Below are 25,622 nucleotides of genomic sequence, written 5' to 3'. Positions count from 1 at the left end.
ATTTACAGCAATTATAGCATCTCCCCCCATAGTTAACGTTATTTCTTTTGGTATGCGTTATATTATACATTTACTTTCTTATCTAAAATCTTGCTTGTCAATTTATTTGCAAGCGGCAATAAGAGCAACACGCAGGCGTAAACAACAGGTAATGAAATTAGCCAAGATTTAAAAAGTACTCCGATCCAATTTTCATCCGCCTCCTCTTTCATAAAACCTGATAAAGCTGACATGATAAAAGTTGTTGGCAGAACAACAAAAAAAGTGCTAACGATCTTGTAGCGATGCTCTTTCCTAGAATTTGCCATTATCATTTTTGCGTTTTTCGGGCTCTGGTATTCGTTCAATGACGTCCCAATGTTCAACAATTTTATCATTTTCAACGCGATACAAATCATAGTATGCAACATGTTCGCCTTTAAAAAAACCTTCACTCAATACCAGAACAAAATTTCCCTCACCCAGCACTTTATGCATTTTGCTATACACCTGGGGCTTCCCTTCGCTCTCCCATTGCTCCAATGTACTGAGAAACTCCTGTACACCGTCACCCATGTCGGGATTATGTTGAATCAATTCGTCGCCCTTAAAATAATCTGACACCAACTCAATCTGCCTATCAACAAGGATGTCTTTAACATAACGCCTTACAAGGTTTTTGTTCAGCTCGGTTTTGTGATGGTCCTGTGCTTTGGTCTTTCCGTCTGTCATTGTCCTTCCACTCTTATTCAACTTTTTTGAATTGACCTGAAGGTTGTCCCAATGTTCAACGCTGACGCCGTTTTCAAACCGGTGGATGTCAAAAGCCACCGTGGGTTCAAAAAGAAAATAGTCAACGTGAACAAATCCAAAATCGCCATCTTGAAATTTTCGAACTACATTGGTGTAAACCTTATCCATGGGCATTTGGTCATGTAAGCCCAAAATGGCCTGCAACCCGGTTGCTACATGTGGATTGTGTTGCTTATAAGAATGTGGATTGATCAATCCTACTTGGGATAATGTTTCAGTTTCGATGCTGTTTTGAATAGCTTCGGCTTTGTCTCTATTGGATAATTCCATTTTTTAAATATTAGATGAATTGTTATTGACAAAATTACTGACCGGATAGATACGAAAAAATAGAGGTAAAAATATTGGTATGGGGATAATATTATCCCTATGTAACTGAAAACGAAATATGTTGTAAATTTGTCTCCTAAATAAGACATCCATGTACGAGAAAAAAATACCGAAAGATTTTAGCTGTGGCATGAGCATAACTTTTGAGATTATAGGAGGCAAATGGAAACCCTGCCTGATTGATTCGATCAACCGGGGAGTCCGAAGGCCGAGTGAGCTAGCCAAGAAACATCCATTGGCAAGTAAAAGAGTATTAAATCTACAATTGAAGGAGCTGGAGGCTTATGGTGTTGTAAGAAAAATTGTTTATCCGGTACTCCCTCCTAAAGTTGAGTATTTTTTAACTGAAGTAGGTGAATCTCTTTTGCCACTTGTAACTATGATGGAAAACTGGGGAAGTGATTTTATGGATGATTTTTACAAAAGCCAGGAAAATATGCATACTGATCCTATTGTCAAAGAACAATTTTAGGGTATAATTATATTGGACAGGACTTATTACCATAATTTTGATAAAAAGCTGATAAGGCAATTATCACTAAAATTACATACTGATAACAGATAAATAACGAATCTAAATGACAATAAGCAATGGCTGATGAATTGGACATATTCAAGCATCTTTTTAATCGTTTGGAAGTTCCTGCCAAAACCATCCTTTTACAGGAGGGAGAAATTTCAAGGACGATGTTCTTTATTGAGAAAGGTTGTCTGCGGACCTGGATCAATAATGACGGTGTGGATATTACGACGCAATTTTTCTTTGAAGGTGACCGGATATCTTCTATTGAAAGCTTCATGACAGACCAACCAAGTTTATATAGCATCGAAAGTTTAGAACCCTGTATTTTAAAAACTATTTCCCAAAAGGATTTTCAAAATGTTTTAGCGGATTTACCCGAAATCAAGGAAGAAATGTATAAACATCTATTCAGGCGATTTTTAAATTCTCAGAAAATATTTTATTCCTATCTTAAGAATAACCCGCAAAAACGCTATGCGGAACTTATTGAAGAACATCCTCATATTATCCAGCGTGTCCCTCAACATTATATTGCGTCCTATTTAGGGGTTACTCCCGTTTCACTAAGCAGAATACGAAACAGAAGATAACTTTAAGAACAGCGTATTTCTTAACAATTGTTATCGTCCCATACTGCATCGATTTCTCAATTTTGTACCGTATTCAAACGGTAAAAGATGAGAACATTAATCGTATTCAACCATCCCTACGAAGGGAGTTATTGCAATGCAATTTTAAATGCCGTGACAAAAGGGCTTAAAGATGCAAATCACGAAGTCGATCTGATACACCTTGACAATGATGGATTTAATCCAGCAATGTCAAAAGCGGATCTGAAAGGTTTTGTGGAACACACCCCCCTTGACCCACAAGTAATCGACTACAACGAACGTCTAGAAAAAGCAGACCATCTGATCTTTATTTTTCCGATCTGGTGGGATCTGATGCCTGCTATGACCAAAGGCTTTATTGACCGGGTACTGAGCCCTGGCGTTGTTTATGATCATCATCCGAGGGGTTTTGGCCTGATACCGCTATTAAAACACCTGAAGGGCGTAACAATCATAACCACAATGAACAAACCTCAGATTATGTACTCCCTGCTCATTGGAAATTTAATCAAGAAAGCAATGATAAAAAGTGTCTTTAAAACTATGGGGTACAAAAATCTCAAATGGATTAGCTATAATATGGTCAAGTCCGTGAGCCAGAAGAAAAGAGTAAAATGGTTAACTGCTATTGAAAAGAGGTTTTCAAATTTTAAATAAACAGCGTTCTTCTTTTCCCTAATCTTTCTTGTCGTGAGATACTCAGCATTGATGTTTTTCATCTATTTGATAGCTATACCGAGTTCGTACAAGAATTCCTCATTGTGTTTTTCTTTCAATGCGCCATTTTCCATATCACACTCAACTGGAAAGCATTAAAAATCCATTTTGCTTAACTCTTTGCCTTACATCGATAACGGCCCGAGATCAACACCGATTAAATTCATCTATTAAATAATGAAGTTCATCAGAAAGATGATAGGTTTTTCAATCAAACTTACTTAGAAACTCTACCTTTGAAGTATGGTTCGAATGGGTAAAATGAATGTAAAAAGACTGGTCATCTTTTTCTCCTCCACACTGATATATGCTTTGTGCCAAATGCTTTTCAGCATTATTTTAATGAAAGAAGATTTATGGAGCAATTTTCATATCCAGTTATCCGCTCACTATGCCGTAATCTTTGCGATGTGTATAGCCGATTATTACTTATTGCTATTTTTAAATAAATATTTACCTTATTCTAAAAATATATTTTTACGTATTGTGGCTGACACTGCCGGTATCACCGTGATATGCATGGTATTATTAACGATATTTAATTTTTTGATATACGATGTATTTCTCATTCCCCAAGATGGCTTACCTCCGTTCCTTGTCAAGTTTGCATTTGCGATGTCAACGAATATTCCTATTCTTTTGGTCTTTGAACTGATACATTATTTCCAGTCCGAACAAAAAGCTATAGCAGACTCCGAAAAAGCCAAACGTAAAGTTCTGTTATTTCAGCATGAAACATTGAGATCGCAGCTCAATCCCCACTTTCTATTTAATTCGCTAAATGTATTGTCCTCTTTAATATATTTCAATCAGGAAAGTGCCAACAAGTTTACAAAGGCACTTTCAAAGACCTACCGGTATGTACTATCGCTCACCCACCAACCTGTGGTAACCGTAGCAGAAGAATTGCTTGCCCTGGATTCTTATATATTCCTCATGCGGATGAGATTTGAGAACTCTTTCACTTTTACAGTGAATAAATTAGCATTCAGCGAACAATATAAGATTATTCCCCTTACGCTTCAGCTCCTGATAGAGAATGCATTCAAGCACAATAGCGCAACGGAAGAATCGTCGTTGAATATTATAATTAACATTGACAACGACTATATAACAGTCGAAAACAATATTCAGCTATCAGGCAGCGCTGACAGAGGGGGAATCGGATTGCGCTACATCACTGAGCAATATAAGATCCATAACAAAGAAGTAAAAGTGGAGCATACCAAACAAATGTTTATTGTAAAAATCCCATATATACAGCCATGAATTACCTGATCGTAGAAGATGAACGTTTTGCTTACGAAGAACTCAGACGTATGATGATGAAATTGCGTCCAGATTACCTGTTAGAGAAGCAAACAAAAACGGTTGTAGATACCATCGAATTTCTCCGAAAATCTGGTGTTGATCTGATTCTTATGGATATCCGCCTCGCAGATGGCAACTGCTTCGAAATATTTAATCATGTTGAGGTAACAATACCTGTTATATTTACAACAGCATACGACGAACATGCTATTAGGGCATTTAAACTGAACAGTATCGACTACTTGTTAAAACCTTTCGACGAAAACGAATTAGAGGCGGCGCTGACTAAATTTGAGCACATTTACCATAGACGTCCTTTGCCTAATAATGCAAAGAATTTTGAGCAGCTGTTGTCATTCAAAACCAAAAACCGTTTTCTGATCTCCAAAGGGGAAAACTATCATTATATAGAAACCAAAGATATTGCGCATTTTTACAGTGAAGATGGCGTTGTCTTCCTTCATACTTTTAACGATAGGCGATATATTATTAATTATACGCTGGATCAACTGGAACAACAGCTTGACAGCCGTTTATTTTTTCGCGTATCACGAAATTGTATTGGAAATGTAAAATCCATTGAAAATGTAGCAAAACACTTTAACAGCCGTCTGAAACTGTCGTTTTCCCCCGCATGCCCAAATGAGGTTCTGGTAAGCCGGGTACGTGTCCCGGACTTCCTAAAGTGGATGGATGGTATCATGCAATAACAGTACCCAGAAAATTCATCCCTCGGATATTGCATTTCATTTATTAGATTCTAAACCCCATCTTTTCCAGATTGGCTAACCGCACCGTTCGTCGTTCTTTTGTTCTGAATTAAAAAATAACATAAAAATTTTAGAACAATGAAAAAGAACGTATGTACATTTTTTCTCGCTGCGGCCACTGTGTTTTTCTCTGCGCGATTATCGGCACAGGACAATCCTGTTTCAATTGGTTTCAAGGCTGGAACAAGCGTTTCCAATTATCGGCTAAGCGGTAATTTGAAAGGACTCAAAAGCAAAATGGGTGTAGGCGGTTCGGTTGGCGGTTTTATTAAATACGATATAAACCAAAACTTCGCGCTACAATCTGGTCTCGATATTTATTACCGGACTTCTAAACTGGAGAACATAGCCGACAATACATCCAACAAAATTAAATCTTTAGGTGTTGAGATGCCATTATACGGAGTTGTGCAGGGAGCAGTGGGCAGCGGAAAAGCATTCATAGGGGCCGGCCCATATATCGGTTATGGTATCATTACGAAGGCTAATGGTGTCAGTTTATTCAAAAATAATAACATCGCAGACAGCCCTGTAATGAAACGCCTTGATTACGGTGTTGGCGGTATCATCGGTTATGATTTTGGCAGATATTGGCAGGTAAATGCTACTTATCAATTTGGCCTTGCAGATCTTCACAAACCCAAAAGCGGGGCGATGAAAAATCAGGGGGCGTCTATCGGATTGGCCTATAAGTTTTAAATAATCACGAGCTACAACAGACAGTTTAGTACCGGGGTCCGGACCTTTACCATAAGATAGCAGACTTCCGGTAACTAATAGATTCAGGAATGAGGCGCACTTTAAAATTTATTTCGTTCTCTCTATTCTTGATCTCATCCTGTCGATTCTAAAATCCGTGGTTAACAGCTTTCTGTTTTACAGCTTGCATTATTCTTTTGTTCAAAAATAGAGCAAAAACATTTACATAAAATTTTAAAATCGTGAAGTCAATAATATTATTTCTAGCAACATTCATTATGTTGTTTTCGCTAAAATCGAAAGCACAGCAGCTGTCTTTTAGGGCAGAATACATCGGCAATTCGGGCTACTATTATTTGCCTCCGGGTGATAAACCCCGGGAAAAAATTGGTAATGCCAAAGGTTCGGCTATGGTTTACCAAGGCTCATTCAGTATGCCTCTATCTATAAAATTAAATGAGAAAAATCGCCCGACAGCTTGGGGAATCGGTTTTGGAGGGGCTTATGTTTCTTTAAAAAACCGGAATTTCGCGCAGCAAATGGTATCCGAAATTATGAACTTGCAGCTAGGCGTTTACCATTTACGCCCCTTGAATGATAACTGGTCTATCCGAGCAAGTGCGGGCGTAGGCATATTTGCTCCCACTACTGATTTTTCGAAGATTACTTTTAAAAACGTACTCGCAAGCGGCGGGCTTGTTTTTATCCGTCATCTGAACCCCAATCTGGATATCGGTGGTGGTGCGGCAATCAATAGCACGTTGGGCTATCCAATGTTGTTTCCCGCCGTTTACGTCAAATGGAAGCTCCAGGGGAAATATGATATAAATGTTGAAGTGATCGAAGGGCTTGAGTTGTCGGCAGGCTATCAGATCAATGATAAACTCAAATTGGCATATGCGCTCGAGATGAATGGACAGGCTGCTCTAATGAAAAAAGAAGGCAAGGATGTGATATTTTCCCACCAATATATCGTTACAGGATTCCGTCCTGAATTAAAGCTTGGCAAAAAAGGATTATCCATGACGGCCATGGCGGGACTGAACCTATACCGTCCTGCATCCTATAGTGACAGAACGCTTAAGGGTGTGTTTTCAAGTGAGAATGACTATCATTTTTCGGTCTCTCCTTATGGATCCATTGGTATAAAAATGAAATTTTAATCCATGAAAATGAAGCAAGCTTTTCAGACAGTTGCATTCCAGATTATCTATGTCTTTATCTATGCCATAAGTTTGTTGCCCCAGCGATTACTATATGCGATGGCTTCCTTCACCTTTTTTATTGCATATCACTTGATCGGATATAGGAAGCATATAGTCGTTCAAAACGTTGCCCGTTCGTTTTCCAACATGCGATATGGCGAAGTGCATGCTATTGTAAAAAAATTTTATGTTTGCTTTCTCGCCTATTTTGCTGAAATGATAAAAAGTATCTCAGCCCCGCCGGAAGTGCTTGAAAAAAAAATAATATTTGAGAATCTGGAGGTGATGGATCAGTACATCAATTCGGGAAAGAAGGTAATTGCCTGTTTAGGACACTGTGGCAATTGGGAAATATTAAATTTCATGCCCTATAAAATACATCATGAACTATATGCCATTTACAGACCTCTTCGGTCGGTAATCATGGACAAGCTAATGATTAAAATAAGGTCGCGTTTTGGTATGAAGTTGCTTGCTGATGGCCGGGCTGTTCGCCATGTACTGTCTGATACCTCAGCCCCTGCCGTCTATCTTTTTCTGGCAGACCAAAGTCCGCGAACAGAAGACGAAAGATATAAATTTCATTTTTTGAACCAGCAAACTTATTTTTTTTCCGGTATGGAAAAATTAGCCCGTAAGGCACGTACGGCCGTGATCTATCTGCATATTACACAATTATCAAAGGGAAGTTACAAAATTGCCTGCCTACTGATATGTTCCAATGCAGAACTTACAAAGGACGGAGAAATAACGCAAAAGTACATTGACCTCCTAACGGAAAATATTAAGGAAGAGCCCTATGGTTGGTTATGGACACATAAGCGCTGGAAGCGATGAGTATACTGTTCTATATGCTAGCGATTGCAATAGTGGTAATTACATGCTTAATTATAAGCGGAATCTTTTTTATCAAAGTAGTTTTTGAGGACTGATTTGACATGCAACCTATTTAATAAAGAGTATTGAAAATGAAATATTTATTGATCAAAGATAAAGGGCGACAACTGCAGGCATTAATTGACAACATTGCGGAATTTTTATGGAATAATGGTAACGAAATATATGTCCGTACGGGTCTGGATAACCCCGGGGAATATCAGGATATTACGGATCGATGTGAATGTATAATCTTTTTAAATTGTAGCAATGACCTGATGGAATCTTTTTTTAGCTATGAAAAAAAAATACAGCCTGAAGACACTCAAGAAAATAATATCCTAAATAAAAAGTTTGTACTATTTTTTTCAATAAATGGAGTTTACTGTAATGTTGTTCCTTTTCCGCATAAAATATTTCATTTTAAAGAGTTGAGCCAACTTGAGTTGACACGTTTTTTTCTTTGGTGCGAAGACTTGAAACTATTTGTCAAATAGCACTGAAAATCATTTAGCAAAATTTCGGTTACACTGAACACTATTTCCAAGTTAAGCCCCATGCAGTCAGATATAACTTACAACGATATAGCCCTTATATTAACATGGCCCAGTACAACAATTCGTGGAGATGAAAAATGGATGATGTTTTTTAAGAAAATAGGTATCGTAAAAAATTTAAACTTTAAAGTTGGACACACTGGTATCGTTATCATTGAACGGGAAACGGGTGAAATGCTGTATTATGACTTTGGGCGTTATATAACGCCTCGAGGATGCGGACGGGCACGCTCTAAATTTTCTGACCCTCGTTTGGATATTAACCTCAAAGCGACTTTTAGACAAAGCCATATTGACAACATCTTAGAAATTGTAGAACAGTTTGAGGTATTAAAGACAGCCTTTAACGGAGAAGGTACCCTTTACTTTTCCATCGCGCATGATATCAATTTTATGCTCGCCAAAACATATGGTGACGAATGTGTACGCCAAGGAAGTTGTCCATACGGTGCAGTATCCCCGAGCAATAATAACTGTTCGCGCTTTGTCGCGCGCATGCTCAGGCGCTCGTCCAAACGCTACAATTGGGCGCACAGCATCAACCTTCCCGAAACAGTCAAAGCAAGTCCGATTAGCAATGTGGTTAACGTCGCTCCCGATCGGATGATATATTCATATACAAGAAAACAAGGTTTGAAACATTTTAAAATGAATCGCTTTCAGTCCCTCATTTTTTTTCTGAAAAATCTCAGAGACAATGTAAAGTTAAAGGAAGCAAAGCTTTTACCCAAGGATGATGCCATTGGCTCGATGATTTTCTCTTTTAGACCGGCAACTGTACCCCATGATGCACAATATCTCGGTGGTGTAGGTGAAGGAGCTTGGTTTAGTATACGCCCCGTATCTCATGGCAATTTCCTTATCAAAAGGTTTACTCCAAATGGAGAATTAGAGTATGCTGCTGTAGGCAGAACAAGTAAAGCGGTCGAATTGTTACAACCTATTGAAATTTCTTACGACAGTCACTTACTTTTTACTCATGTTAAACAGAACGGATTTATAATTCGTATCGACCATATACAACGGCTTCCCTTCAGTTACCAGTTTGGACTAAAAGAACTGATGCACAAAAAGGCTGAACAATAAATTATCCCTTTTAGTTTCCCCACAGGACAAAGACCGAGGTAATTTTCAGGAATTGAGTTACCTTTGCAAACGATCGAAATTTATCAATAATGAAGTTAGAATTATATCAGATAGATTCCTTTACAGAGGAAGTTTTCCGGGGAAACCCAGCCTGTGTAGTGCCTTTAAAAAATTGGTTACCCGATGAGATCCTGTTTAAAATTACGCGCGAAAATGCTGTGGCAGAAACAGCCTTTTTCATAGACAATGGCGATACAATCCATCTAAGATGGTTTACACCTGAAATTGAAATGGATTTATGTGGCCATGCAACCCTGGCAACCGCTCATTGTTTGGTCAAGCACCTGAACTATCAAAAAAGCAGAATTATTTTTGAAACTCTAGTCGGAGAATTAACAGTTGATATAAAGGACGGCGTTTATTATATGGATTTTCCATCAAGATTGGCCCAGCCATCGACTCTCCCTGATGTAATTAAAAGGTCTCTCAACATTCAACCTAAAGAAGTTTTTAAATCAAGGGATTATGTTTTGGTATACGAATCCGAGGAAGAGATCAAAAACATCACAATTGAAAGATCAATTTTTGATCTGATCAATCTTGATCCGGGAGGTGTTGTAGTCACGGCAGCTGGGACCGACAGTGATTTTGTATCAAGATATTTTACGCCGCAATCAACGATACTTGAAGATCCGGTTACTGGTTCTGCTTATTGTTCCCTTATTCCGTTCTGGGCATCAAGATTAGGAAACGACACGCTTTTCTCTCGTCAACTGTCTGAAAGAGAGGGGCAACTTTATTGCGAAAACAAAAAAGAAAGAGTAATTGTGGCAGGTAAAGCCCGTACCTATTCCCAGGGACTCATTTGGACCGAATAACATGCTTTGCATTGGAACTACAGCAGCTGAAGATTGATAAAAACATATCAATTTTAAAAGTCACCAGCTCCAAAAAGAAAATACAGGTGTCGATTGGCTCCTGTATTTTTCTTTTCCGTCAGCAAAATTTAATCATAACAGTTCCTAATTACAATAAAATTTAATGTTTTTGATGATCTATTCGTTTAAGACAGTTCTACGCCGGGAATTTCATCGATGTGATAATATATTTTTAAACCTCTTTCTTTAGCTATCTTTACATCTTGATCTGCCCCTTTAGATTCACCCTGAATGCGAAGAACTGCATCGCATTTTTCCAGGATCCGATGGGCAACTGGATACTGAATTCTCTCCCATTGTTCATCGCCAATCTTTTCTGAGCCGGCCAACTGAATCAATGGAAGTGCGATCCATTCGCCTACTAAAGGGACATGACCTCTATTGAAAATGTCCAAAGCGAACTCTTCAAGCTTTTCAAGATTTTTTTTTATCAATAGTGGGTCGTCATTTGTCCCGCCTCGGTAAGGCCCTGCAATTAGTATAAGCATTTTTTAAAATATTAGTTTATGAATGCGAATTAACGACCCTTTAGCTACAAAAAAAATAAACTACTTTAAGTCTTTGCTTTTTTATTTTTTATCATACTTAAAAACTCGGCAGTTATGCCTAGATAGGAAGCTATTTGTTTCTGTTTTACTTTATGAGCTACTTCAGGATATTTGTTGATAAAAATTTCATAGCGCTCTTCTGCTGACAGCGAAAGATTGTCGATAACACGCAATTGCTCCCTAATATAGGCATTCTGCATCAAAATTCTAAAGAGCTTTTCAAATTGAGGTACATTTATATATAGGTCATCCAGATCAGTTTTTTTCAATTGATAAACCAAGCTGTCTTCAATTGCTTCAATCATTAACATGGACGGTTTTTGATTAATAAAACAGTACATATCGGTTACCCACCAATCTTTAATAGCAAACATAATAGTTGATTCTTTACCAGATTCATCAAGGTAGAATGCCCGTAAGGCACCTGACTCAACAAAATAGATGTATTCACATACCTGCCCCTGAGCCAGAATTAAGGACTTTCGGTCTATTTTTTTTCTCTTTAATGAAGACAGGAAGATCAGCAATTCATTCTCACTGAGAGCTATATGTTTATTAATACTTTCTATAATAGATTGATGATCCATACGATTAAATCTGTTAACTCATTTGTTTTTCACCTGCAAAATTACAGGAAAGATTGGTTTTTCAATAAATAGAAAAGTTCGTTTTCGCATAAACAGAATGTAAACATTCCCGTCCCTTTGATTATCGACCGATTAATCGAAATACGTTGAAATCCTCTCGGGCAAAGACGTCCTTCAGTCGGCGGGAATTATACTGCATCCAACAGAAGCATATGTAGGTGTTTAATCAATATCATGTTAAATGGTCATAATTTCAGACAATAACTAATGTCAGACATTTATCTACTCCTCTACTCCAGAATATTTCTCCGGTTACTACAGCGATTACATCGTATCAAGGTACAAAATAGTCTGCTCAAATTTAGCATGAATACATAGCCTCAAGATAGAAAAATATGTTTATGAGGTATTGCCGCTCAACCACAAAACAGGTCTTTTAAAAGTTGAGAATTCGGAATCAGCAGAAAAATAGTTAAACTGGGTGTGATTATTTCAATTAAACAATAAAAACTGTTCTTTTTTTACGTTATAAGACTGACGAACAGCAGATTACATTTAGTGATTTCGTCCCTTCTTTTTGAAAAATTAAAATCATCAGTTTGAATAAAATAGCACAACTTGATTTAGGTAAGAATAGTTATTTTGCGGCTGTCCCGAGAAATTCTTCTTCGATTTTTTATATCACCTAATCTGCGGAATATGCGGCAGCCATAGTATCCAATGAGTATTTGCTCAAGTCTTTATCTGTTTCAGAAATTTCTTCTTTCCCCTATATGCTCTATTCTGAAAGGTCAATACCAAATTACGTAGAATTAAAGCCCACTGCATTTAGCCACAAATTGCTCAAACTTTCGGTTTTTATTTACCATGATTGGTCCGTGACCGAAACAGATAATAGCGGGATTCAGTTTTGACAGTTTCTGGAGCGATTTGATATTGCGCTGTTGATCCGTGGTGAATAAACCTGGTGGAAGCCGTAGACCGGTCTTTGTTGTAAGCAAATTCATATTTATCGCTGCATCGCCAATGATAAGTACACCATCTCGCTCACGGAATAATGAGATATGACCTGCCGAATGTCCAGGAGTCTCAATGACCTGAAAGTTTCCGATCTTATCATTTTCAACAATTGTCCGTTGGACTTGATGTCCCTGACCCGCCCAATACTTTTGTTGAAACTTTGCCATCCAATGTTGCGGCCTAGGATAATCCTTGGTTACCATACCCGTTTCGGTCCTAAAAATTTCGTCAGGATGGCAGAGCAAGGGGATAGAAAACTCTTCGCATAGCTGATCGCTACAGCCCTGGTGATCCGCATGCGCATGCGTAAGAATATGTTGGTAAACGGGTATTTTCTCGAGGGCTTTCTTGACAGTCTTATATGAACTTCGTATTCCGGAATCTATCAATACACCTTCGATAATATAGCAGTTAATACTGTTTCGTGGCATGAGTGAAATCTGAACCACCTCGGGAGCAATTTGACGTAACATATATTTTTTTTGCAAATCTACATCGCTGCCCCGGACTGTATAAGGACATTTGTCCTATAATTATTTCGGTCTATGCAATTGTCCTTTGGCCCGGGTAAGCGACCGTTGCGTGATACCCAGGTATGAGGCCAGATCTTGTGTCGCTATACGCCGGACGAGCATCGGTTCGTGCATCAAGACATGGCAGTATTTATCCGCAGCCGACTTATTATTGTAATTCAGCAGGTAAAGCTCCTTTTGGCCATACTCCCGCTCCATAACCGATTTTATGATACCGTTCCAAGCGGTAACCTGATCAAGCAGATGCAGATAGTCCGGATAGCTTATTCCATAGATTATACTATCTTCGATAACCCTGATACTCCTTCTGGATTTTTCCTGCGCCGCAAATTCAGGAAACGAGGTAGCAAATTCATTTTCAAACTTGAAGCAGGTTATATTTTCTTTTCCTTCTCTGTCAATAGCATACGCCTTTATGGCACCACAAGCAATGAATCCAATATAACGGCAGGTATCACCCTCACGAATAAAAAAATCTCCCTTCTTCAAGCTGATCGGTTTGAAGAAATTCACAGAAAAGTTGATCTCCTCGGCTGAGAGTGCTCCTGTTAAGAACAGGTAATTTTTAAATACATCAATCATCGGGCAATTTTCTCTTTCTTTTAATTCGTCTTGTTTATCTGTTGTTATCTTACACACCTATAACCTTTTTCAATAATGATCTTTCTTTTTGCTCTTCCAATAAAAAGAATCATTTTTAAAATTCATTATGATCATTTTATCAGTAACCCTCCTGCGAGATATTTTCCCAACTATTTTTTGATACGCTGGCTTATCGATGATTTGATTGCATCAATAATGCTCAACCAAAATACTGATTTTATACCAAAGAAAATTGATCATAGCGAAAGAAGAGAGCAATTGTTCATATTAGAAAATAAGCTTTTAATATTTATTCCTTTTAATTTGCATAATTCTTAAATAAGTATAACTCTCTATTTTAGCACTGTTTTAGTAATCAATAACTTTTGAAATTCCCTTCCTATAAAGGGATTAATAATATGTTGAAAGTTTTTTTGTAATGTAAAAACCGTAATTGTAGCATCAGATTCGGAGAATAAATAACATCAGTTCCCCACCAACTTAAATGGTAATAAGCATTGAACCCCATATCAAAGTGATAAAGTCCCAAACAGTATTTGGATTGATCTGAAGGTAAAACGTAGGTATGCATTGCTTCCAGAATCTGTTTGTCCTGAATGATTTTTCCATCAAATAGATATTGGAAAAATAGAGCTGATTCTTTGGCTGTTGCAGCAATTTCACCACCACCATAAAAATCCCAAGAAGGATTAATATCGTACGAATCCCATTTAATACTCGCTTGCATAGGTCAAGAGCATGCAAGACTTTCAATAATTTGAACGGTCTTATTCTTTTATAATTAATATCTTTGAGGTATGAATATCGAACACATCAGACAGCCTTTCCTCAAAAAATTTCCTGGAGATTTTTCCAACAATCTTCTACAGAGAAACACGCCAAAAGTTTTGTTTGCCACGGTTAAACCTGCCGAGTTTTACAAGCCTCATTTAATTGCTTTTAACGAAGTGCTTTCTGAGGAAATTGGACTGGGAAAATTTGAAGAAAAAGATCTTAATTTTCTGGTGGGTTCTCATCTTCCCGACAATATTCAGACCTACGCTACAGCGTACGCCGGACATCAATTTGGCAACTGGGCCGGACAGCTGGGAGACGGAAGGGCTATTCTCGCAGGAGAAATTACCAATGAAAACGGCAAGAAAACAGAGGTCCAATGGAAAGGAGCCGGTGCAACCCCTTATTCAAGACGTGCCGACGGAAGGGCCGTATTGAGGTCTTCGGTACGCGAATACCTGATAAGTGAAGCCATGTATCACTTAGGAGTACCCACTACCAGAGCGTTAAGTCTGGCCTTTACAGGAGAAGACGTCATACGGGATATCATGTATAACGGCAATCCTAAGTACGAAAAAGGGGCCGTAATCATAAGAACTGCCGAAAGCTTCCTTCGTTTCGGGCATTTTGAGCTGATCTTTGCTCAGGGTGAACACAAGCTCTTGCAGGATCTGCTTGATTTTACGATTGAAAATTACTTCCCTGAAATTGTTTCATCCGATCATCAGAAATATAAAGATTTTTTTGAAAACGTATGCACCCGCACGGCAGACCTAATGGTAGAATGGTTCAGAGTAGGTTTTGTTCATGGTGTAATGAACACGGACAATATGTCTATCTTAGGTTTAACGATTGATTATGGTCCTTACTCCATGATGGATGAATATAATTTAAATTTCACACCGAATACAACGGATCTCCCTGGAAGAAGATATGCATTTGGAAAACAGGGACAGATTGCGCACTGGAATCTATGGAAACTTGCAAATGCCCTTCAGCCGATAATCGACGATGAAAAATTTTTGGAAAACACGTTAAATAATTTTGGAATTTATTTTTGGGAAGCCCATGATAAAATGCTCTGCAAAAAATTCGGATTTGACTGGCTCAAAAAAGAGGACGAAGAGTTTTTCACCAACTGGCAGGGCTTAATGCAGGAGCTGGAATTGGATCACACGTTATTCTTCAATCAATTGGAAAAAATAACACCTGATACGGATTTAAATGAACATTTCAGCCCGGTCGCTTATACTGTTTTAAATGAAGAAAAAATCAATAAACTTGATGACTTCATTGAACAGTACCGATCCCGTCTGCATTCAAATTCGATTTCAAAACAAGAGTCCCTGGAATTAATGAAAACGACAAATCCTAAATTTATACTGAGAAACTATTTACTCTACGAGTGCATTGAAGAAATTAGTAGCGGAAAAACAGAAATGTTAATTAAACTAACTCAGGCTTTAGAACATCCATACCAAGAACTATTTCCGGAATTTTCCAAAAAGCGTCCGTCCAGCTATAACGATACCGTAGGATGCTCTACGTTGTCATGTAGCTCATAACAATAGAGATTTATTGTGTTTGATGCACTTAATAAGACAGCCATATTGTATGAATTTGAAATGGCAGCAGTCACACTCGGCATAGCCTGACCTATAAGCTTTAGGAAGCTCCTTCTAAAATAAGATCTGGTACAAACCCAAACCAGAAGCAAATAAATACGGTTTGTCTTTTAATGTTAGGATTTTCGGCATTATCATGTCATCGCACTTAAAGCGTTGTTTTTTTAGTTCGTAATAAGCCAAATAATCCGGACTAGGCAGTTTACCATTGCGCCAACCAATCAAAACATCGTCATCGAATTTAGGAATTTCAGTTTTTGGTATATCGAGTTCGCTTTTAAAAAGGTCTGTTTGTCTAACGACCAAAGTCTGATTGATCACTTTAAATACATCGCAGCGCTCTGTATTCACGATTGTATAAGGACAAGGTTTTAGCCCATATGGCTGCAGCATCTCCAGTTCGTATCTATTTAAAACTTTCATCTGCAGACTATCGTTCAGCTCTCTCAATTCCTCCGACTTTCTCCGCAGACTATCAGTGATAACAACCGTTTTGAAATTTTCTTGTTTTTTATAATCCGGGTAGAAAAATTTCTTGCCGTTGAGATATAAATTGCCCTGTTTATCAATATAAAATGGCTGTTCCCAGTCGTAAATCTTTTCAAACACAATATTTTTATTCACATCAATAATCTTTACGGGCGAATTACTGTTATTGGGCTTTAAAAGTATTCTGTCGTCATTAAAAAAAACAAGACTACTTAGGCCAGTCATATCGGTAACTTTTCTGAACTTGCTTTCGTCTTTTAGCAACTCGATCAGTTGAGGTACATCGGGGTGTTTATCTTTTTTAGGGATAGGATTACAGCCTAAAAACACAAGTATAATAAAAAAAGGAAGGTATCTCATCAGTTATTCTTTCGTATAATTTGATTCTTTGTTTATATCAACCGGCTCACCTAAATACTTTGGTCTCCTGTTTCTTATCACATCCAAAACGGCTTTGCTAACCGATAGTTTTTCCCGGGATGCATAGTATTTATACCCCGAATAAACGCCCCTATCTGCACTATAACCAAATGATTTTATACCCAATTTATCGCCCAGATAAATACATCTGTTCAGGTGGTATTTCTGAGATACCAAAATTGCTGTATCAACATAAAATATATGTTTTGCACGGTACATCGTCGAGTAGCTATCAAACCCAGCATAGTCGATGTAAATTTTTGTGGTATCGACGCCATTTTTCTGACAATATAACTTCATTACTGAAAGCTCATCGTATTCATCTCTCCCGTTATCTCCTGACAGCAATATTTTATCCACCTTGTTGTTTTTGTACAACGAAATCCCAGCATCCAGCCTATCTTTTAGATACCTGCTTGGCTGATCGCCGTTTATACCGGCGCCAAAAATGATGGCTACCTTCGTTTTTGGCACATCTTTAAGTTGGGTGAAAATCAGTTTTTCTGTTTCGGCCGTTACGTTGCTGTTGGTTAATAAAACAACAAATAGAGCTGTTAAACATAGAATGATAAGCGATAACAAGAACTTTTTAATCTTTTTCATATGCTTGATTTTACAACAATTTATAAAAATCGGTTTTCTTTATCTCTCCGGCAAAACTACTTTTCGTTTTTTGAGCTCCCCAACAGAATCCGGTCCCTCAACCCCTATAATGTATTTGATGTTTTCTTCTTCTACAGTAGGGATAAAAGGTGTTACATCCGCCCGTGTATTATCCGATTGCCCATTTCCAAGAAACTGATGTTTTTCCATCAGAAGCTATTTAACAAACATTCCAGAAAGCAACATTTTATCATTAAAATTCAAGGTCACTTTATAAGGTGAAGTTTTAATTTCGATATAATTGGCAAAATCAACTGGGTGAAAGTCTATTTTAAGCTTTTCCAATAACTTTAGCACTTCATCAAATTTTAAACCCGGTTTTAAGCCATTTTCAAATGAGATCTCCACCTTTCTAAAGTCGTTGATGGCGAAGCCATTAATGAAATTTTCCTTTTGATTATCGGGATTGCTGTTGCTTACAGCAAAGTAAAAGTAGAAATCATGATAGTTATTCTGATAATAGATTTCATTTGTTTTTGCCGTGGTCCCATCAATTTCTTCGATTCGTTCAAAACGCTTGTTTGTAGCTGATTTTAGAAAGTCTTCTTCTGTTGTTTTACCAACAATCAAACTATTAATGTTCCAGTTTTTATCAATTTTTATGGTAGGTTTCTCTTTAACATCTTCTGGGCTGGTTGCATTTTTCACCAAGTCTGCCATGTACTTTTCATTATCGCATCCGCCAAGATCGATTAAACCATTCATGATATCCCAATAGCACGATTTGGACAGATCCGTGTTATTCAAAATGATTAATCTTTTGTAATCTGGAGCATAAAAGACAAATTTATTTTGAGTCTTTATATTCCAGTATAAACCGTTGTCAGTATTCGGATTTTTAGTGCCCTTACCGTATTTAACCTCTAGTTTCTTTAAAATATTGGCCTGCAGTTGTGGCGTTTTCAGCTCAATTCTTACGCCATAGATCTTACCTTCGGCATCGTAATTTTTTAAGATCTCATTTAATTCATTGATATTTTTAGCCTGTTTGAGATCGATATTTCCGCCGCCAAATCGTGTAATGCTATCTGTTTTCAATTTCTCCGATTCAATTTGAAAAATAATCCGCTGTCCTTCTAGATCAATTCCATCAAAGTTGTATTTATTCGATTTTTCAACCTCCAACAACAAGCTAAAAGGATATTCTACAGTTTCTACACCGATCAATAATACGTCATCAAAACTGCTGACTTTTTCAATCGGCTCGTTTAAGTTCAAGGTCGCCAGATCTATTTCCCTTTGACTTTTACAAGAAAAAATTAAGGGTAAAAGGGCTAATAATAGTCTATTCATGTACGATTATTCTAAAATGGAATGTATTAATTGATGATATCAGCTTTATTCTGTACTCAAATTTAACTGTAAAATCTACAAGAAATTAAACAAATTATAATTCGCTGGCGATAGTTTATCATTCGTAGGCATTTGCGTTTTTTTGGAATTATAGCACCTTAAAAAATATGTAGCTGCTTTTGCCGTTTCACTTTCCGCGAAATTAAAAAGCCTACCAATTCGGCTACCTCCTATGGTTCTGCAGGTCTGCCAAATGGTATATCCCCCAAACTTTTCACTACCTGCTGAATAGCTTCCTCAAGTGTGATCCCTATACGCTATTTCTTGCATCATTCCTTTTGCACCATAATCGCTATCTTACCACCTAAAGTGGAAAATTGTCTCTTTGAACTTGGCAAAATGTTAATTCAAGTAATTTTTGTATTGGGAGCACGGGGTGACGCTGGTAAAAAAAGAAGAATCAAAAATAAATCATGCCTGTAAGAGATCTTTCTCAATTTGCTTGAATATTCATCATGAGCTGACAGTGTAATTTCTATTGGCTTAAAAATGCTTCCGTCCGAATATTTCTTTTATGCATTTTCCCCCAATCCGAAAGTGCTATAATAACGTTTTTCAGGGTTCTACTGTAATCTGTGGAAATATACTCTACGACAACTGGCGTTTGCTCGGCATGCACGACCCTTTTGACAAAACCGTTTAATTCAAGATCTTTCAATTCATTTGAAAGCACTCGCGCTGAGATGCCCCTAATATTTCTTTGAAGCTCATTAAATCTAATACTCCCGCTTTCCTGCAAAACAATAATAATCTTTAATTTCCATTTTCCGCCGATAACATAAATTGCATCTTCAACAGAAGAAAGGTTTTCAGAACATTTAGCAGCAGTGATAGGCTCCTCTAAATCAATTGTATTTTCCATGGGATTCAACATTAAACTAACCTAAAGGTTACTACTAACCTTTTGATTACTACTAACTTTTAATAAGCAAATATACATAATTTTGCTAAAGAAATTTTAACAAAGAAAAATGAAAAATATACTTCACATTATTTCAAGTCCAAGAGCAGAGGTATCTGCAAGTAGAAAATTAGGAAATGCTGTTATTCAAAAAATTCAGGAAAAGTATCCCGATAGCATTGTAAAGGAACGTGATCTGACAAAAAGTAAAGTTCCACTTTTGGAGGAGGTACATATAAATACGTTTTTTACACCCGCTGAAAATCATTCTGAAGAACAGCAATCAATTAGCAAATATTCGGAAGGTCTAATTTCGGAATTAAAGGAAGCCGACATTATTGTCATTGATTCTCCAATGTACAACTTCTCAGTTCCAGCGGCTCTGAGAGCCTATTTCGATTTTACTTCAAGAGCTGGATATACCTTCAAATATGATGAAAACGGACCAAAGGGCCTGTTAAACGACAAAAAGCTTTATGTCGCTTTTACCTCTGGAAATATCTATTCGGAAGGCCCATATCAAATATATGACTCCAATATTCCTTACATCAAAAATATCTTTGGATTTTATGGTATTTCTGACATCAGTGTTTTCCGCGCAGAGGGTCTTTCAATTCCCGGGATAATGGAGACATCACTGGAAAGAGCAATCGAGAATATTGCCATTGATTAATATAAGGATCTGATCGGAAATTAATCCTTGTCATTTAAATTTTAGCAAGGATTTTTATCCGGCAGAGAAATCAGCATTTACAACAGGAAATCGCAAATGCATTCAATACAGTTTCCTCCTTCCATAGAAATGCCGGGATAGAAAGCGGTGTTAACAGAACTTTTGTTTAGGGAAGATAGCGGAGCAGAAAATGGGAAAGATAAAAAGTCCACTGAAATCGTAAAGTTTGCTGGCAAACGTATTGTGGAATGCCGCTTCCAGAAAAAAGTCCAAGGTGCTTTAAGCCTTCATACATATTTTAGTGTCTACATTTTCTATTGATACCTATTTATACAATTTGGTAACCTGCCAATCGTACCTGACTCATTGAATAGCTAAAAAACGGAGGCCAGAATAAACTAAATTTCAATACTTCAGTAATATTCTTCATCGATAACAATTGGCGCATACATTAAATTAAGAACATAAAAATACATTCAATTTTTGCCCGTCATTAAAATTTAGCGAATTTATCCTATCTTTAATACTCGAAATATTTAAATTTTATGAAGGCACATACATACGAAACGCAGTCCACAATTACTCCTGAAAAAGCATTAGACTTCTTAAAAGAAGGAAATCAGCGCTTTGTCAATAATCTAAAAGCAAACCGGGATCTTCTCGAACAGGTAAATGCTACGCGCGAAGGGCAATGGCCGTTCGCTGTGGTACTAAGCTGTATAGATAGTCGTACTTCTGCCGAGCTTATATTTGACCAAGGTCTTGGTGATATTTTCAGCATCAGAATTGCAGGAAATTTTGTCAACCAGGACATTCTAGGCTCAATGGAGTTTGGCTGCAATGTAGCCGGTTCCAAACTCGTTGTCGTATTGGGCCATACCAAATGCGGCGCCCTGAAAGGTGGATTGGATGCTGCACAAATCGAAGGATTGGGCATGGACAACCTGAATCATTTAGTTAATCATTTTGATGCTATTATCAATGAAGTGATAGATGAAGACGAAGAACGTTCATCAAAAAATAGCGTTTTGTTGGAGAAATTAAACCAGCAGAATATTAAACACGCCATTAAAGATATTCGCAGACAAAGTTCAACTCTTCGGAAGCTTGAAGAAGAAGGCAAGATCAAGATTGTAGGTGCCAATTACGATGTTGAAACTGGAAGCGTAAGTTGGCTATAAAGCTATCTCTGAAATTGCGATCAACTCTTTTTGAATAAAAAATTCTGATCATTAGTTCAAAGGAACAGTATGGCATATGACTAAAATATAACATGCTATAAATGAAAAATGGCCGCCGGAAAAGTATCCGGACGGCCGTATTTTTTTATAACCTCAGGCTTTTCCTGCTCACTTCGCATACTCGCCGCATCCCGTTTATTTCTTAAACTTACATTGTACATCTCTCGTTCTTCATCCTTTAGTTTACCTTATCAGCCAGCTTAAGCAGTTTAAATTGGCATCCACAGATAAATAAAAAGCCCCTTCAATAACGACCTATTTTTGAGTATGTGGTAGTATCCTTGAGACAAAAGATTTTACATCAATAATATTGGTCAGTTGGGCTTCCGAATAGGTCACGTATAATGGAGAAGGAATGATCAGTTGTAAATTCTGCGCGATCATCTCATCGATCTGATTTATTGCGGGTTGGAGTTTAATCAAGTGCTTGTGCGGAATACGGCCAGCTTCGGAGAGTACCGGTTATTTCTTTCTGTTTTTGCCCCTTTGGAATATTTAATCCCGTAGGTATCGAAAATTGCATGAAGATGATTTTCAAAGTCATGACCTGCTCTGGATTTTCGTCTCTTAATCACTGTCAGTGCAAACTGTAAAAAAGCTTCCACATCATCGCCAAAGATGGTGAATTTTGGCATGGATTCGACTGGAAAAATAATAAAGAACGCATTAAGCCCATCCGCCTCTTTTGGATTCCCAAAATCGAACGCAATATGCAAAAGGATGTACGTGTCAATAAAGCACTTCGTGATATGGAATACGTGGTGTTCCGGTTCTAGGCAATCAGATAGAGCTGTTCCTAGAAACAAGAAGGCAATGAAAATGAGCCGTCTGTATGGGTAATGACGCTGTTATTTATCAATCAAGCCGCTTTAAAATTTCGATATCCTTAGGATAAGTTTTGGCGGAAAAATACAATCGATCGAAGGCAACAGGAAAAAGTGGACGAAAGATGATTTCACATCAAAGAGTATCAACTTTTGAAATAAATAAATATTTGGTGCCTCAAAAAAGCTGCAAAGAGTCTCTTTACAGCTTTTTTGAGGCAATTATATCCATAACACCTCGTCTTCTGGCTATAGGTTCTTTCGAAGGTAATCCTGAAAGTTATCCTGAAACTGAAGGCCATTGCCCAGTCTATATTTGCTTAACTTGTTATTTAGTGCCAACCCCCAAAGGATGAACTCGCTCAAAAAATAACGATCTTGAATTTTCGTTTGCGGTTGGTATTGCTCAATCAATGTTTGGATAGCTGTCACTTGGTCCAATTGTCGTTTGTAATCTGCATCTGTAAGTTCATCGGACAGCTCAATGCCTTCCGATTCTGAAAACCAACGAATAATATCGTCGTAAGGATAGCGCTCGTTGTCCCTTTCCAATTTTTCAATTTTAGGAAATAAAATCGGAAATAGGCTTTTTACTGCATTTTCGATCAACAGCAACGCGACGCTAGCAGCCCCCTCCTGTTCACCTTCGTAAACGAGCTCAACTTTTCCGGTGATAGCTGGGACAATACCCACAAAATCGCTCAGGCGTATTGACGTCTTTTTTGATCCGCTTTTGAGCATGCGCAGTTCAGCTGTGCTTAATAGGTTCTGAAATGCTGTAATGCTCATCCTTGCGCTAACACCACTCTTTTCATCAACATATTCGCTATTTCGGGCTTCAAAACTGATTTGCTCAATTAATTCACGGGCCAGTTCAGGAACGTATATTTCTTCTTTCTGTGCCGCCTCCAAGTTGGATTCCTGGGCAGTTATTGCCTTCGCGATCTCAACTGATTCAGGATAATGCGTCAATATCTGCGATCCTATCCGGTCTTTCAATGGCGTCACAATACTCCCCCTATTGGTATAATCTTCCGGATTTGCGGTGAACACAAACTGTATATCTAAGGGTAGACGCAATTTGAATCCGCGGATCTGGATATCCCCTTCCTGCAAGATATTGAAAAGTGCCACCTGAATCCGGGCCTGAAGATCAGGCAGTTCATTAATGACAAATATCGAACGATTTGCCCGTGGAATCATACCAAAATGAATCACGCGATCATCGGCATAGCTCAATCGCAGATTGGCTGCTTTGATCGGATCAACGTCACCTATCAGATCGGCTACGGTCACATCGGGCGTAGCAAGTTTCTCGGAAAAACGTTCACTTCGATGAAGCCAGTTTATCGCGGTGTCGTCACCTTTTTCCTTCAAGAGCTCCAGGCTATAGCGGGATATAGGGTTATAGGGATCGTCATTGATCTCTGATCCAGCTACCACAGGCACATATTCATCCAGCAGATTAACCATGAGCCTAGCCAGACGGGTCTTTGCTTGGCCACGAAGACCAAGGAAATTAATATTGTGTTTGGAAAGAATAGCTCTCTCAAGTTCGGGAATAACGGTATCCTCATAACCATGTACTCCGGTAAACACGGTTTCGCCTTTCCTAATTTTTGCAATCAAGTTCTGACGCAATTCTTCTTTTATCGTCTTAGGCTTGTAACCTGACTTTTTCAGTGCACCAAATGTTGTAATCTTTGTGTAATCCATATCTTCTGATGATGAGGCGCAAACGCAAACCTTGCGCAAGATTTATATTTTATTGCCGTAAATTCACTGTTTATCGTATTCTTTTTTTGCGATTTTCTTCGTAGTCTTCAAAAATCATTCCGCCCAGATCTCCAAGTCCTGTGTAATAAGCCTTGCCTTGATTTGAAGCCGTAAATTCATCGATAAATTGCTGCAAATAGGGATCTGAAGTGATCATAAAGGTCGTAATAGGTATTCCTAGTTTCCGTGCCTGCGCGGCCATATTATAGCACTTTCCGGTGATAAATGGATCTAAGCCCATTGGATTCTTATAGTAGGTACCATCCGGCATGTTTAAACAGCTCGGCTTGCCGTCTGTAATCATAAATATCTGCTTGTTTGCATGCCGCTTGCGCCGGAGTATATCCATTGCTAACTTTAAGCCAGCGACAGTATTGGTGTGAAACGGCCCCACTTGCAGATAGGGCAAGTCTTTGATCGCTATCGGCCAAGCGTCATTACCGAAGACAATAATATCGAGCGTGTCTTTGGGATACCGTGTAAGGATAAGTTCAGATAGGGCCATGGCTACTTTCTTTGCAGGAGTAATCCGATCTTCGCCATATAGGATCATGCTATGGCTGATATCGATCATCAGCACCGTACTCATCTGCGATTTAAACTGTGTATCCTCTACAACCAGATCATTTTCTGACAAACCGAACTCGCCAATACCATGATTGATCTGTGCATTTTTCAGGCTTTCAGTCAAAGCAATTTTCTCGAGACCGTCTCCATACTGATATCTTCTAAAATCGCCCATGTTTTCGTCACTCTGGCCTTGTTGGTTGGCTTTATGATTACCGGACTTTCCTTTTCGCATCTTCCCAAAAATCTGGTCCAATGCATTTTGTCGCAAGGCTTTTTCCATCTTTGAGGTAATGTCCACGCCACCGTTGCCATCAAATTCCATTTTTTCCCTGATATATCCCTTATTCTTCAGATCGGCGATGAAATCATCTATGGTATATTCTGGAGTGGTCAGTTTGAATTCCAGATCCAATTCACGCAGCCAATCAATGGCTTCATCAAAATCACCCGAGGTATGGGTAATCAATTCTTTGAAAATATCAAATAATTTTTCAAAAGGCGTCTGAAACGGCTCGTCATATTGCTTGAAGAAAAATCCCCTATTTCGTTTCATGCTGCTCATATGTTAATTTATTAGGATGAAGAAGCTATTCGTCCGTTAAAACCA

The 25,622-nt window shown here is 38.1% G+C and carries 28 protein-coding genes and 1 pseudogene; 14 read left to right on the top strand and 15 right to left on the bottom strand.

Features of this window, described 5'->3' with window-relative positions; all coding sequences use genetic code 11:
* Positions 1-62: 62 nt before the first annotated feature.
* Both D7322_RS25585 and D7322_RS25580 read right to left on the bottom strand, forming a co-directional pair.
* Complete coding sequence (locus D7322_RS25585; protein ID WP_183078847.1) at positions 63-308, bottom strand: DUF2798 domain-containing protein; 246 nt, start codon at positions 306-308, stop codon at positions 63-65.
* Complete coding sequence (locus D7322_RS25580; RefSeq protein WP_121127023.1) at positions 295-1,062, bottom strand: nuclear transport factor 2 family protein; 768 nt, start codon at positions 1,060-1,062, stop codon at positions 295-297. The genes D7322_RS25585 and D7322_RS25580 overlap by 14 nt, the downstream gene beginning before the upstream one ends.
* Positions 1,063-1,213: 151 nt before the next feature.
* Here D7322_RS25580 and D7322_RS25575 point away from each other — a divergent pair, with 151 nt between their 5' ends.
* The 11 genes from D7322_RS25575 to D7322_RS25525 all read left to right on the top strand — a co-directional run bounded on the left by D7322_RS25575 (position 1,214) and on the right by D7322_RS25525 (position 10,355).
* The gene (locus D7322_RS25575; RefSeq protein WP_121127022.1) at positions 1,214-1,594 is read left to right on the top strand and encodes a winged helix-turn-helix transcriptional regulator; all 381 of its coding nucleotides are present in this window, start codon (positions 1,214-1,216) and stop codon (positions 1,592-1,594) included.
* A gap of 119 nt (positions 1,595-1,713) precedes the next feature.
* Positions 1,714-2,235 (top strand): Crp/Fnr family transcriptional regulator, encoded by a 522-nt coding sequence (locus D7322_RS25570; protein ID WP_121127021.1) that lies wholly within the window; start codon positions 1,714-1,716, stop codon positions 2,233-2,235.
* Between the two features lie 87 nt (positions 2,236-2,322).
* Complete coding sequence (locus D7322_RS25565; protein WP_121127020.1) at positions 2,323-2,913, top strand: NAD(P)H-dependent oxidoreductase; 591 nt, start codon at positions 2,323-2,325, stop codon at positions 2,911-2,913.
* Positions 2,914-3,315: 402 nt separating this feature from the next.
* A complete protein-coding gene (locus D7322_RS25560) occupies positions 3,316-4,242 on the top strand; it encodes a sensor histidine kinase (RefSeq protein ID WP_245971470.1) in 927 nt (308 codons plus the stop codon).
* Positions 4,239-4,994 (top strand): LytR/AlgR family response regulator transcription factor, encoded by a 756-nt coding sequence (locus tag D7322_RS25555; protein WP_121127018.1) that lies wholly within the window; start codon positions 4,239-4,241, stop codon positions 4,992-4,994. Before D7322_RS25560 ends, D7322_RS25555 begins: the two co-directional genes overlap by 4 nt.
* A gap of 138 nt (positions 4,995-5,132) precedes the next feature.
* On the top strand, positions 5,133-5,753 hold the full coding sequence (locus tag D7322_RS25550; protein ID WP_121127017.1) for a porin family protein: 621 nt from the start codon (positions 5,133-5,135) through the stop codon (positions 5,751-5,753).
* Positions 5,754-5,995: 242 nt separating this feature from the next.
* Positions 5,996-6,916, top strand: a complete 921-nt coding sequence (locus D7322_RS25545) for a DUF6268 family outer membrane beta-barrel protein (protein ID WP_245971469.1) — start codon at positions 5,996-5,998, stop codon at positions 6,914-6,916.
* 9 nt (positions 6,917-6,925) lie between these two features.
* On the top strand, positions 6,926-7,795 hold the full coding sequence (locus D7322_RS25540; RefSeq protein ID WP_245971467.1) for a lysophospholipid acyltransferase family protein: 870 nt from the start codon (positions 6,926-6,928) through the stop codon (positions 7,793-7,795).
* A 131-nt stretch (positions 7,796-7,926) separates the two neighbouring features.
* Entirely contained in the window at positions 7,927-8,331 is a 405-nt protein-coding gene (locus D7322_RS25535; RefSeq protein WP_121127014.1) for a hypothetical protein, read from the top strand.
* 60 nt (positions 8,332-8,391) lie between these two features.
* Positions 8,392-9,477: a DUF6695 family protein gene (locus tag D7322_RS25530; protein WP_121127013.1), complete on the top strand. Its 1,086-nt coding sequence runs from the start codon at positions 8,392-8,394 to the stop codon at positions 9,475-9,477.
* Positions 9,478-9,566: 89 nt separating this feature from the next.
* Entirely contained in the window at positions 9,567-10,355 is a 789-nt protein-coding gene (locus D7322_RS25525; protein WP_121127012.1) for a PhzF family phenazine biosynthesis protein, read from the top strand.
* A gap of 185 nt (positions 10,356-10,540) precedes the next feature.
* On the opposite strand, the gene D7322_RS25520 is transcribed toward D7322_RS25525, so the two are convergent.
* The 5 genes from D7322_RS25520 to D7322_RS25495 form a co-directional block, all read right to left on the bottom strand.
* Positions 10,541-10,903, bottom strand: a complete 363-nt coding sequence (locus tag D7322_RS25520; RefSeq protein ID WP_121127011.1) for a DUF4406 domain-containing protein — start codon at positions 10,901-10,903, stop codon at positions 10,541-10,543.
* A gap of 65 nt (positions 10,904-10,968) precedes the next feature.
* A complete protein-coding gene (locus tag D7322_RS25515) occupies positions 10,969-11,550 on the bottom strand; it encodes a Crp/Fnr family transcriptional regulator (protein WP_121127010.1) in 582 nt (193 codons plus the stop codon).
* Positions 11,551-12,362: 812 nt separating this feature from the next.
* Positions 12,363-13,043, bottom strand: coding sequence for an MBL fold metallo-hydrolase (locus D7322_RS25510; RefSeq protein ID WP_121127009.1), 681 nt, complete (start codon positions 13,041-13,043; stop codon positions 12,363-12,365).
* A gap of 60 nt (positions 13,044-13,103) precedes the next feature.
* A complete protein-coding gene (locus tag D7322_RS25505; protein WP_220700177.1) occupies positions 13,104-13,742 on the bottom strand; it encodes a Crp/Fnr family transcriptional regulator in 639 nt (212 codons plus the stop codon).
* A gap of 343 nt (positions 13,743-14,085) precedes the next feature.
* Positions 14,086-14,433 (bottom strand): hypothetical protein, encoded by a 348-nt coding sequence (locus tag D7322_RS25495; RefSeq protein ID WP_121127006.1) that lies wholly within the window; start codon positions 14,431-14,433, stop codon positions 14,086-14,088.
* A 70-nt stretch (positions 14,434-14,503) separates the two neighbouring features.
* Between D7322_RS25495 and D7322_RS25490 the strand changes: the two genes are divergently transcribed.
* Entirely contained in the window at positions 14,504-16,045 is a 1,542-nt protein-coding gene (locus D7322_RS25490) for a protein adenylyltransferase SelO (protein ID WP_121127005.1), read from the top strand.
* 114 nt (positions 16,046-16,159) lie between these two features.
* Here D7322_RS25490 and D7322_RS25485 read toward each other — a convergent pair whose 3' ends face one another.
* The 5 genes from D7322_RS25485 to D7322_RS25470 form a co-directional block, all read right to left on the bottom strand.
* The gene (locus tag D7322_RS25485) at positions 16,160-16,954 is read right to left on the bottom strand and encodes a hypothetical protein (RefSeq protein ID WP_121127004.1); all 795 of its coding nucleotides are present in this window, start codon (positions 16,952-16,954) and stop codon (positions 16,160-16,162) included.
* Between the two features lie 3 nt (positions 16,955-16,957).
* A complete protein-coding gene (locus D7322_RS25480) occupies positions 16,958-17,617 on the bottom strand; it encodes a SanA/YdcF family protein (RefSeq protein ID WP_121127003.1) in 660 nt (219 codons plus the stop codon).
* A gap of 39 nt (positions 17,618-17,656) precedes the next feature.
* Positions 17,657-17,827: a hypothetical protein gene (locus tag D7322_RS28650; RefSeq protein ID WP_183078846.1), complete on the bottom strand. Its 171-nt coding sequence runs from the start codon at positions 17,825-17,827 to the stop codon at positions 17,657-17,659.
* Positions 17,828-17,833: 6 nt separating this feature from the next.
* Entirely contained in the window at positions 17,834-18,970 is a 1,137-nt protein-coding gene (locus tag D7322_RS25475) for a hypothetical protein (protein WP_121127002.1), read from the bottom strand.
* A gap of 535 nt (positions 18,971-19,505) precedes the next feature.
* Positions 19,506-19,892, bottom strand: coding sequence for a winged helix-turn-helix transcriptional regulator (locus D7322_RS25470; RefSeq protein WP_121127068.1), 387 nt, complete (start codon positions 19,890-19,892; stop codon positions 19,506-19,508).
* Between the two features lie 109 nt (positions 19,893-20,001).
* On the opposite strand from D7322_RS25470, the gene D7322_RS25465 reads away from it, so the two are divergent.
* Both D7322_RS25465 and D7322_RS25460 read left to right on the top strand, forming a co-directional pair.
* Positions 20,002-20,604: an FMN-dependent NADH-azoreductase gene (locus D7322_RS25465; RefSeq protein WP_121127001.1), complete on the top strand. Its 603-nt coding sequence runs from the start codon at positions 20,002-20,004 to the stop codon at positions 20,602-20,604.
* A 545-nt stretch (positions 20,605-21,149) separates the two neighbouring features.
* On the top strand, positions 21,150-21,785 hold the full coding sequence (locus D7322_RS25460) for a carbonic anhydrase (RefSeq protein ID WP_121127000.1): 636 nt from the start codon (positions 21,150-21,152) through the stop codon (positions 21,783-21,785).
* 315 nt (positions 21,786-22,100) lie between these two features.
* Here D7322_RS25460 and D7322_RS29330 read toward each other — a convergent pair.
* The 3 genes and pseudogenes from D7322_RS29330 to D7322_RS25440 all read right to left on the bottom strand — a co-directional run bounded on the left by D7322_RS29330 (position 22,101) and on the right by D7322_RS25440 (position 25,568).
* A pseudogene (locus D7322_RS29330) lies at positions 22,101-22,480 on the bottom strand (type II restriction endonuclease).
* Positions 22,481-22,918: 438 nt separating this feature from the next.
* A complete protein-coding gene (locus D7322_RS25445) occupies positions 22,919-24,385 on the bottom strand; it encodes a sigma 54-interacting transcriptional regulator (RefSeq protein ID WP_121126997.1) in 1,467 nt (488 codons plus the stop codon).
* A 70-nt stretch (positions 24,386-24,455) separates the two neighbouring features.
* Positions 24,456-25,568 (bottom strand): vWA domain-containing protein, encoded by a 1,113-nt coding sequence (locus D7322_RS25440; RefSeq protein WP_220700176.1) that lies wholly within the window; start codon positions 25,566-25,568, stop codon positions 24,456-24,458.
* Positions 25,569-25,622 lie beyond the last annotated feature (54 nt).

Origin of the sequence: Sphingobacterium puteale, assembly GCF_003627955.1 — a bacterium.
Taxonomy (GTDB): domain Bacteria; phylum Bacteroidota; class Bacteroidia; order Sphingobacteriales; family Sphingobacteriaceae; genus Sphingobacterium; species Sphingobacterium puteale.
The sequence above is the reverse complement of the archived record's forward strand: the minus strand, read 5'-3'. Positions and strand labels throughout refer to the sequence as shown.

Bases quoted from the DNA above. Each gene is read 5' to 3' on its own strand.
- D7322_RS25585 (WP_183078847.1), bottom strand. From the start codon at position 308: ATGGCAAATTCTAGGAAAGAGCATCGCTACAAGATCGTTAGCACTTTT.
- D7322_RS25580 (WP_121127023.1), bottom strand. From the start codon at position 1,062: ATGGAATTATCCAATAGAGACAAAGCCGAAGCTATTCAAAACAGCATC.
- D7322_RS25575 (WP_121127022.1), top strand. From the start codon at position 1,214: ATGTACGAGAAAAAAATACCGAAAGATTTTAGCTGTGGCATGAGCATA.
- D7322_RS25570 (WP_121127021.1), top strand. From the start codon at position 1,714: ATGGCTGATGAATTGGACATATTCAAGCATCTTTTTAATCGTTTGGAA.
- D7322_RS25565 (WP_121127020.1), top strand. From the start codon at position 2,323: ATGAGAACATTAATCGTATTCAACCATCCCTACGAAGGGAGTTATTGC.
- D7322_RS25560 (WP_245971470.1), top strand. From the start codon at position 3,316: ATGAAAGAAGATTTATGGAGCAATTTTCATATCCAGTTATCCGCTCAC.
- D7322_RS25555 (WP_121127018.1), top strand. From the start codon at position 4,239: ATGAATTACCTGATCGTAGAAGATGAACGTTTTGCTTACGAAGAACTC.
- D7322_RS25550 (WP_121127017.1), top strand. From the start codon at position 5,133: ATGAAAAAGAACGTATGTACATTTTTTCTCGCTGCGGCCACTGTGTTT.
- D7322_RS25540 (WP_245971467.1), top strand. From the start codon at position 6,926: ATGAAGCAAGCTTTTCAGACAGTTGCATTCCAGATTATCTATGTCTTT.
- D7322_RS25535 (WP_121127014.1), top strand. From the start codon at position 7,927: ATGAAATATTTATTGATCAAAGATAAAGGGCGACAACTGCAGGCATTA.
- D7322_RS25530 (WP_121127013.1), top strand. From the start codon at position 8,392: ATGCAGTCAGATATAACTTACAACGATATAGCCCTTATATTAACATGG.
- D7322_RS25525 (WP_121127012.1), top strand. From the start codon at position 9,567: ATGAAGTTAGAATTATATCAGATAGATTCCTTTACAGAGGAAGTTTTC.
- D7322_RS25520 (WP_121127011.1), bottom strand. From the start codon at position 10,903: ATGCTTATACTAATTGCAGGGCCTTACCGAGGCGGGACAAATGACGAC.
- D7322_RS25515 (WP_121127010.1), bottom strand. From the start codon at position 11,550: ATGGATCATCAATCTATTATAGAAAGTATTAATAAACATATAGCTCTC.
- D7322_RS25510 (WP_121127009.1), bottom strand. From the start codon at position 13,043: ATGTTACGTCAAATTGCTCCCGAGGTGGTTCAGATTTCACTCATGCCA.
- D7322_RS25495 (WP_121127006.1), bottom strand. From the start codon at position 14,433: ATGCAAGCGAGTATTAAATGGGATTCGTACGATATTAATCCTTCTTGG.
- D7322_RS25490 (WP_121127005.1), top strand. From the start codon at position 14,504: ATGAATATCGAACACATCAGACAGCCTTTCCTCAAAAAATTTCCTGGA.
- D7322_RS25485 (WP_121127004.1), bottom strand. From the start codon at position 16,954: ATGAGATACCTTCCTTTTTTTATTATACTTGTGTTTTTAGGCTGTAAT.
- D7322_RS25480 (WP_121127003.1), bottom strand. From the start codon at position 17,617: ATGAAAAAGATTAAAAAGTTCTTGTTATCGCTTATCATTCTATGTTTA.
- D7322_RS28650 (WP_183078846.1), bottom strand. From the start codon at position 17,827: ATGGAAAAACATCAGTTTCTTGGAAATGGGCAATCGGATAATACACGG.
- D7322_RS25475 (WP_121127002.1), bottom strand. From the start codon at position 18,970: ATGAATAGACTATTATTAGCCCTTTTACCCTTAATTTTTTCTTGTAAA.
- D7322_RS25470 (WP_121127068.1), bottom strand. From the start codon at position 19,892: ATGGAAAATACAATTGATTTAGAGGAGCCTATCACTGCTGCTAAATGT.
- D7322_RS25465 (WP_121127001.1), top strand. From the start codon at position 20,002: ATGAAAAATATACTTCACATTATTTCAAGTCCAAGAGCAGAGGTATCT.
- D7322_RS25460 (WP_121127000.1), top strand. From the start codon at position 21,150: ATGAAGGCACATACATACGAAACGCAGTCCACAATTACTCCTGAAAAA.
- D7322_RS25445 (WP_121126997.1), bottom strand. From the start codon at position 24,385: ATGGATTACACAAAGATTACAACATTTGGTGCACTGAAAAAGTCAGGT.
- D7322_RS25440 (WP_220700176.1), bottom strand. From the start codon at position 25,568: ATGAAACGAAATAGGGGATTTTTCTTCAAGCAATATGACGAGCCGTTT.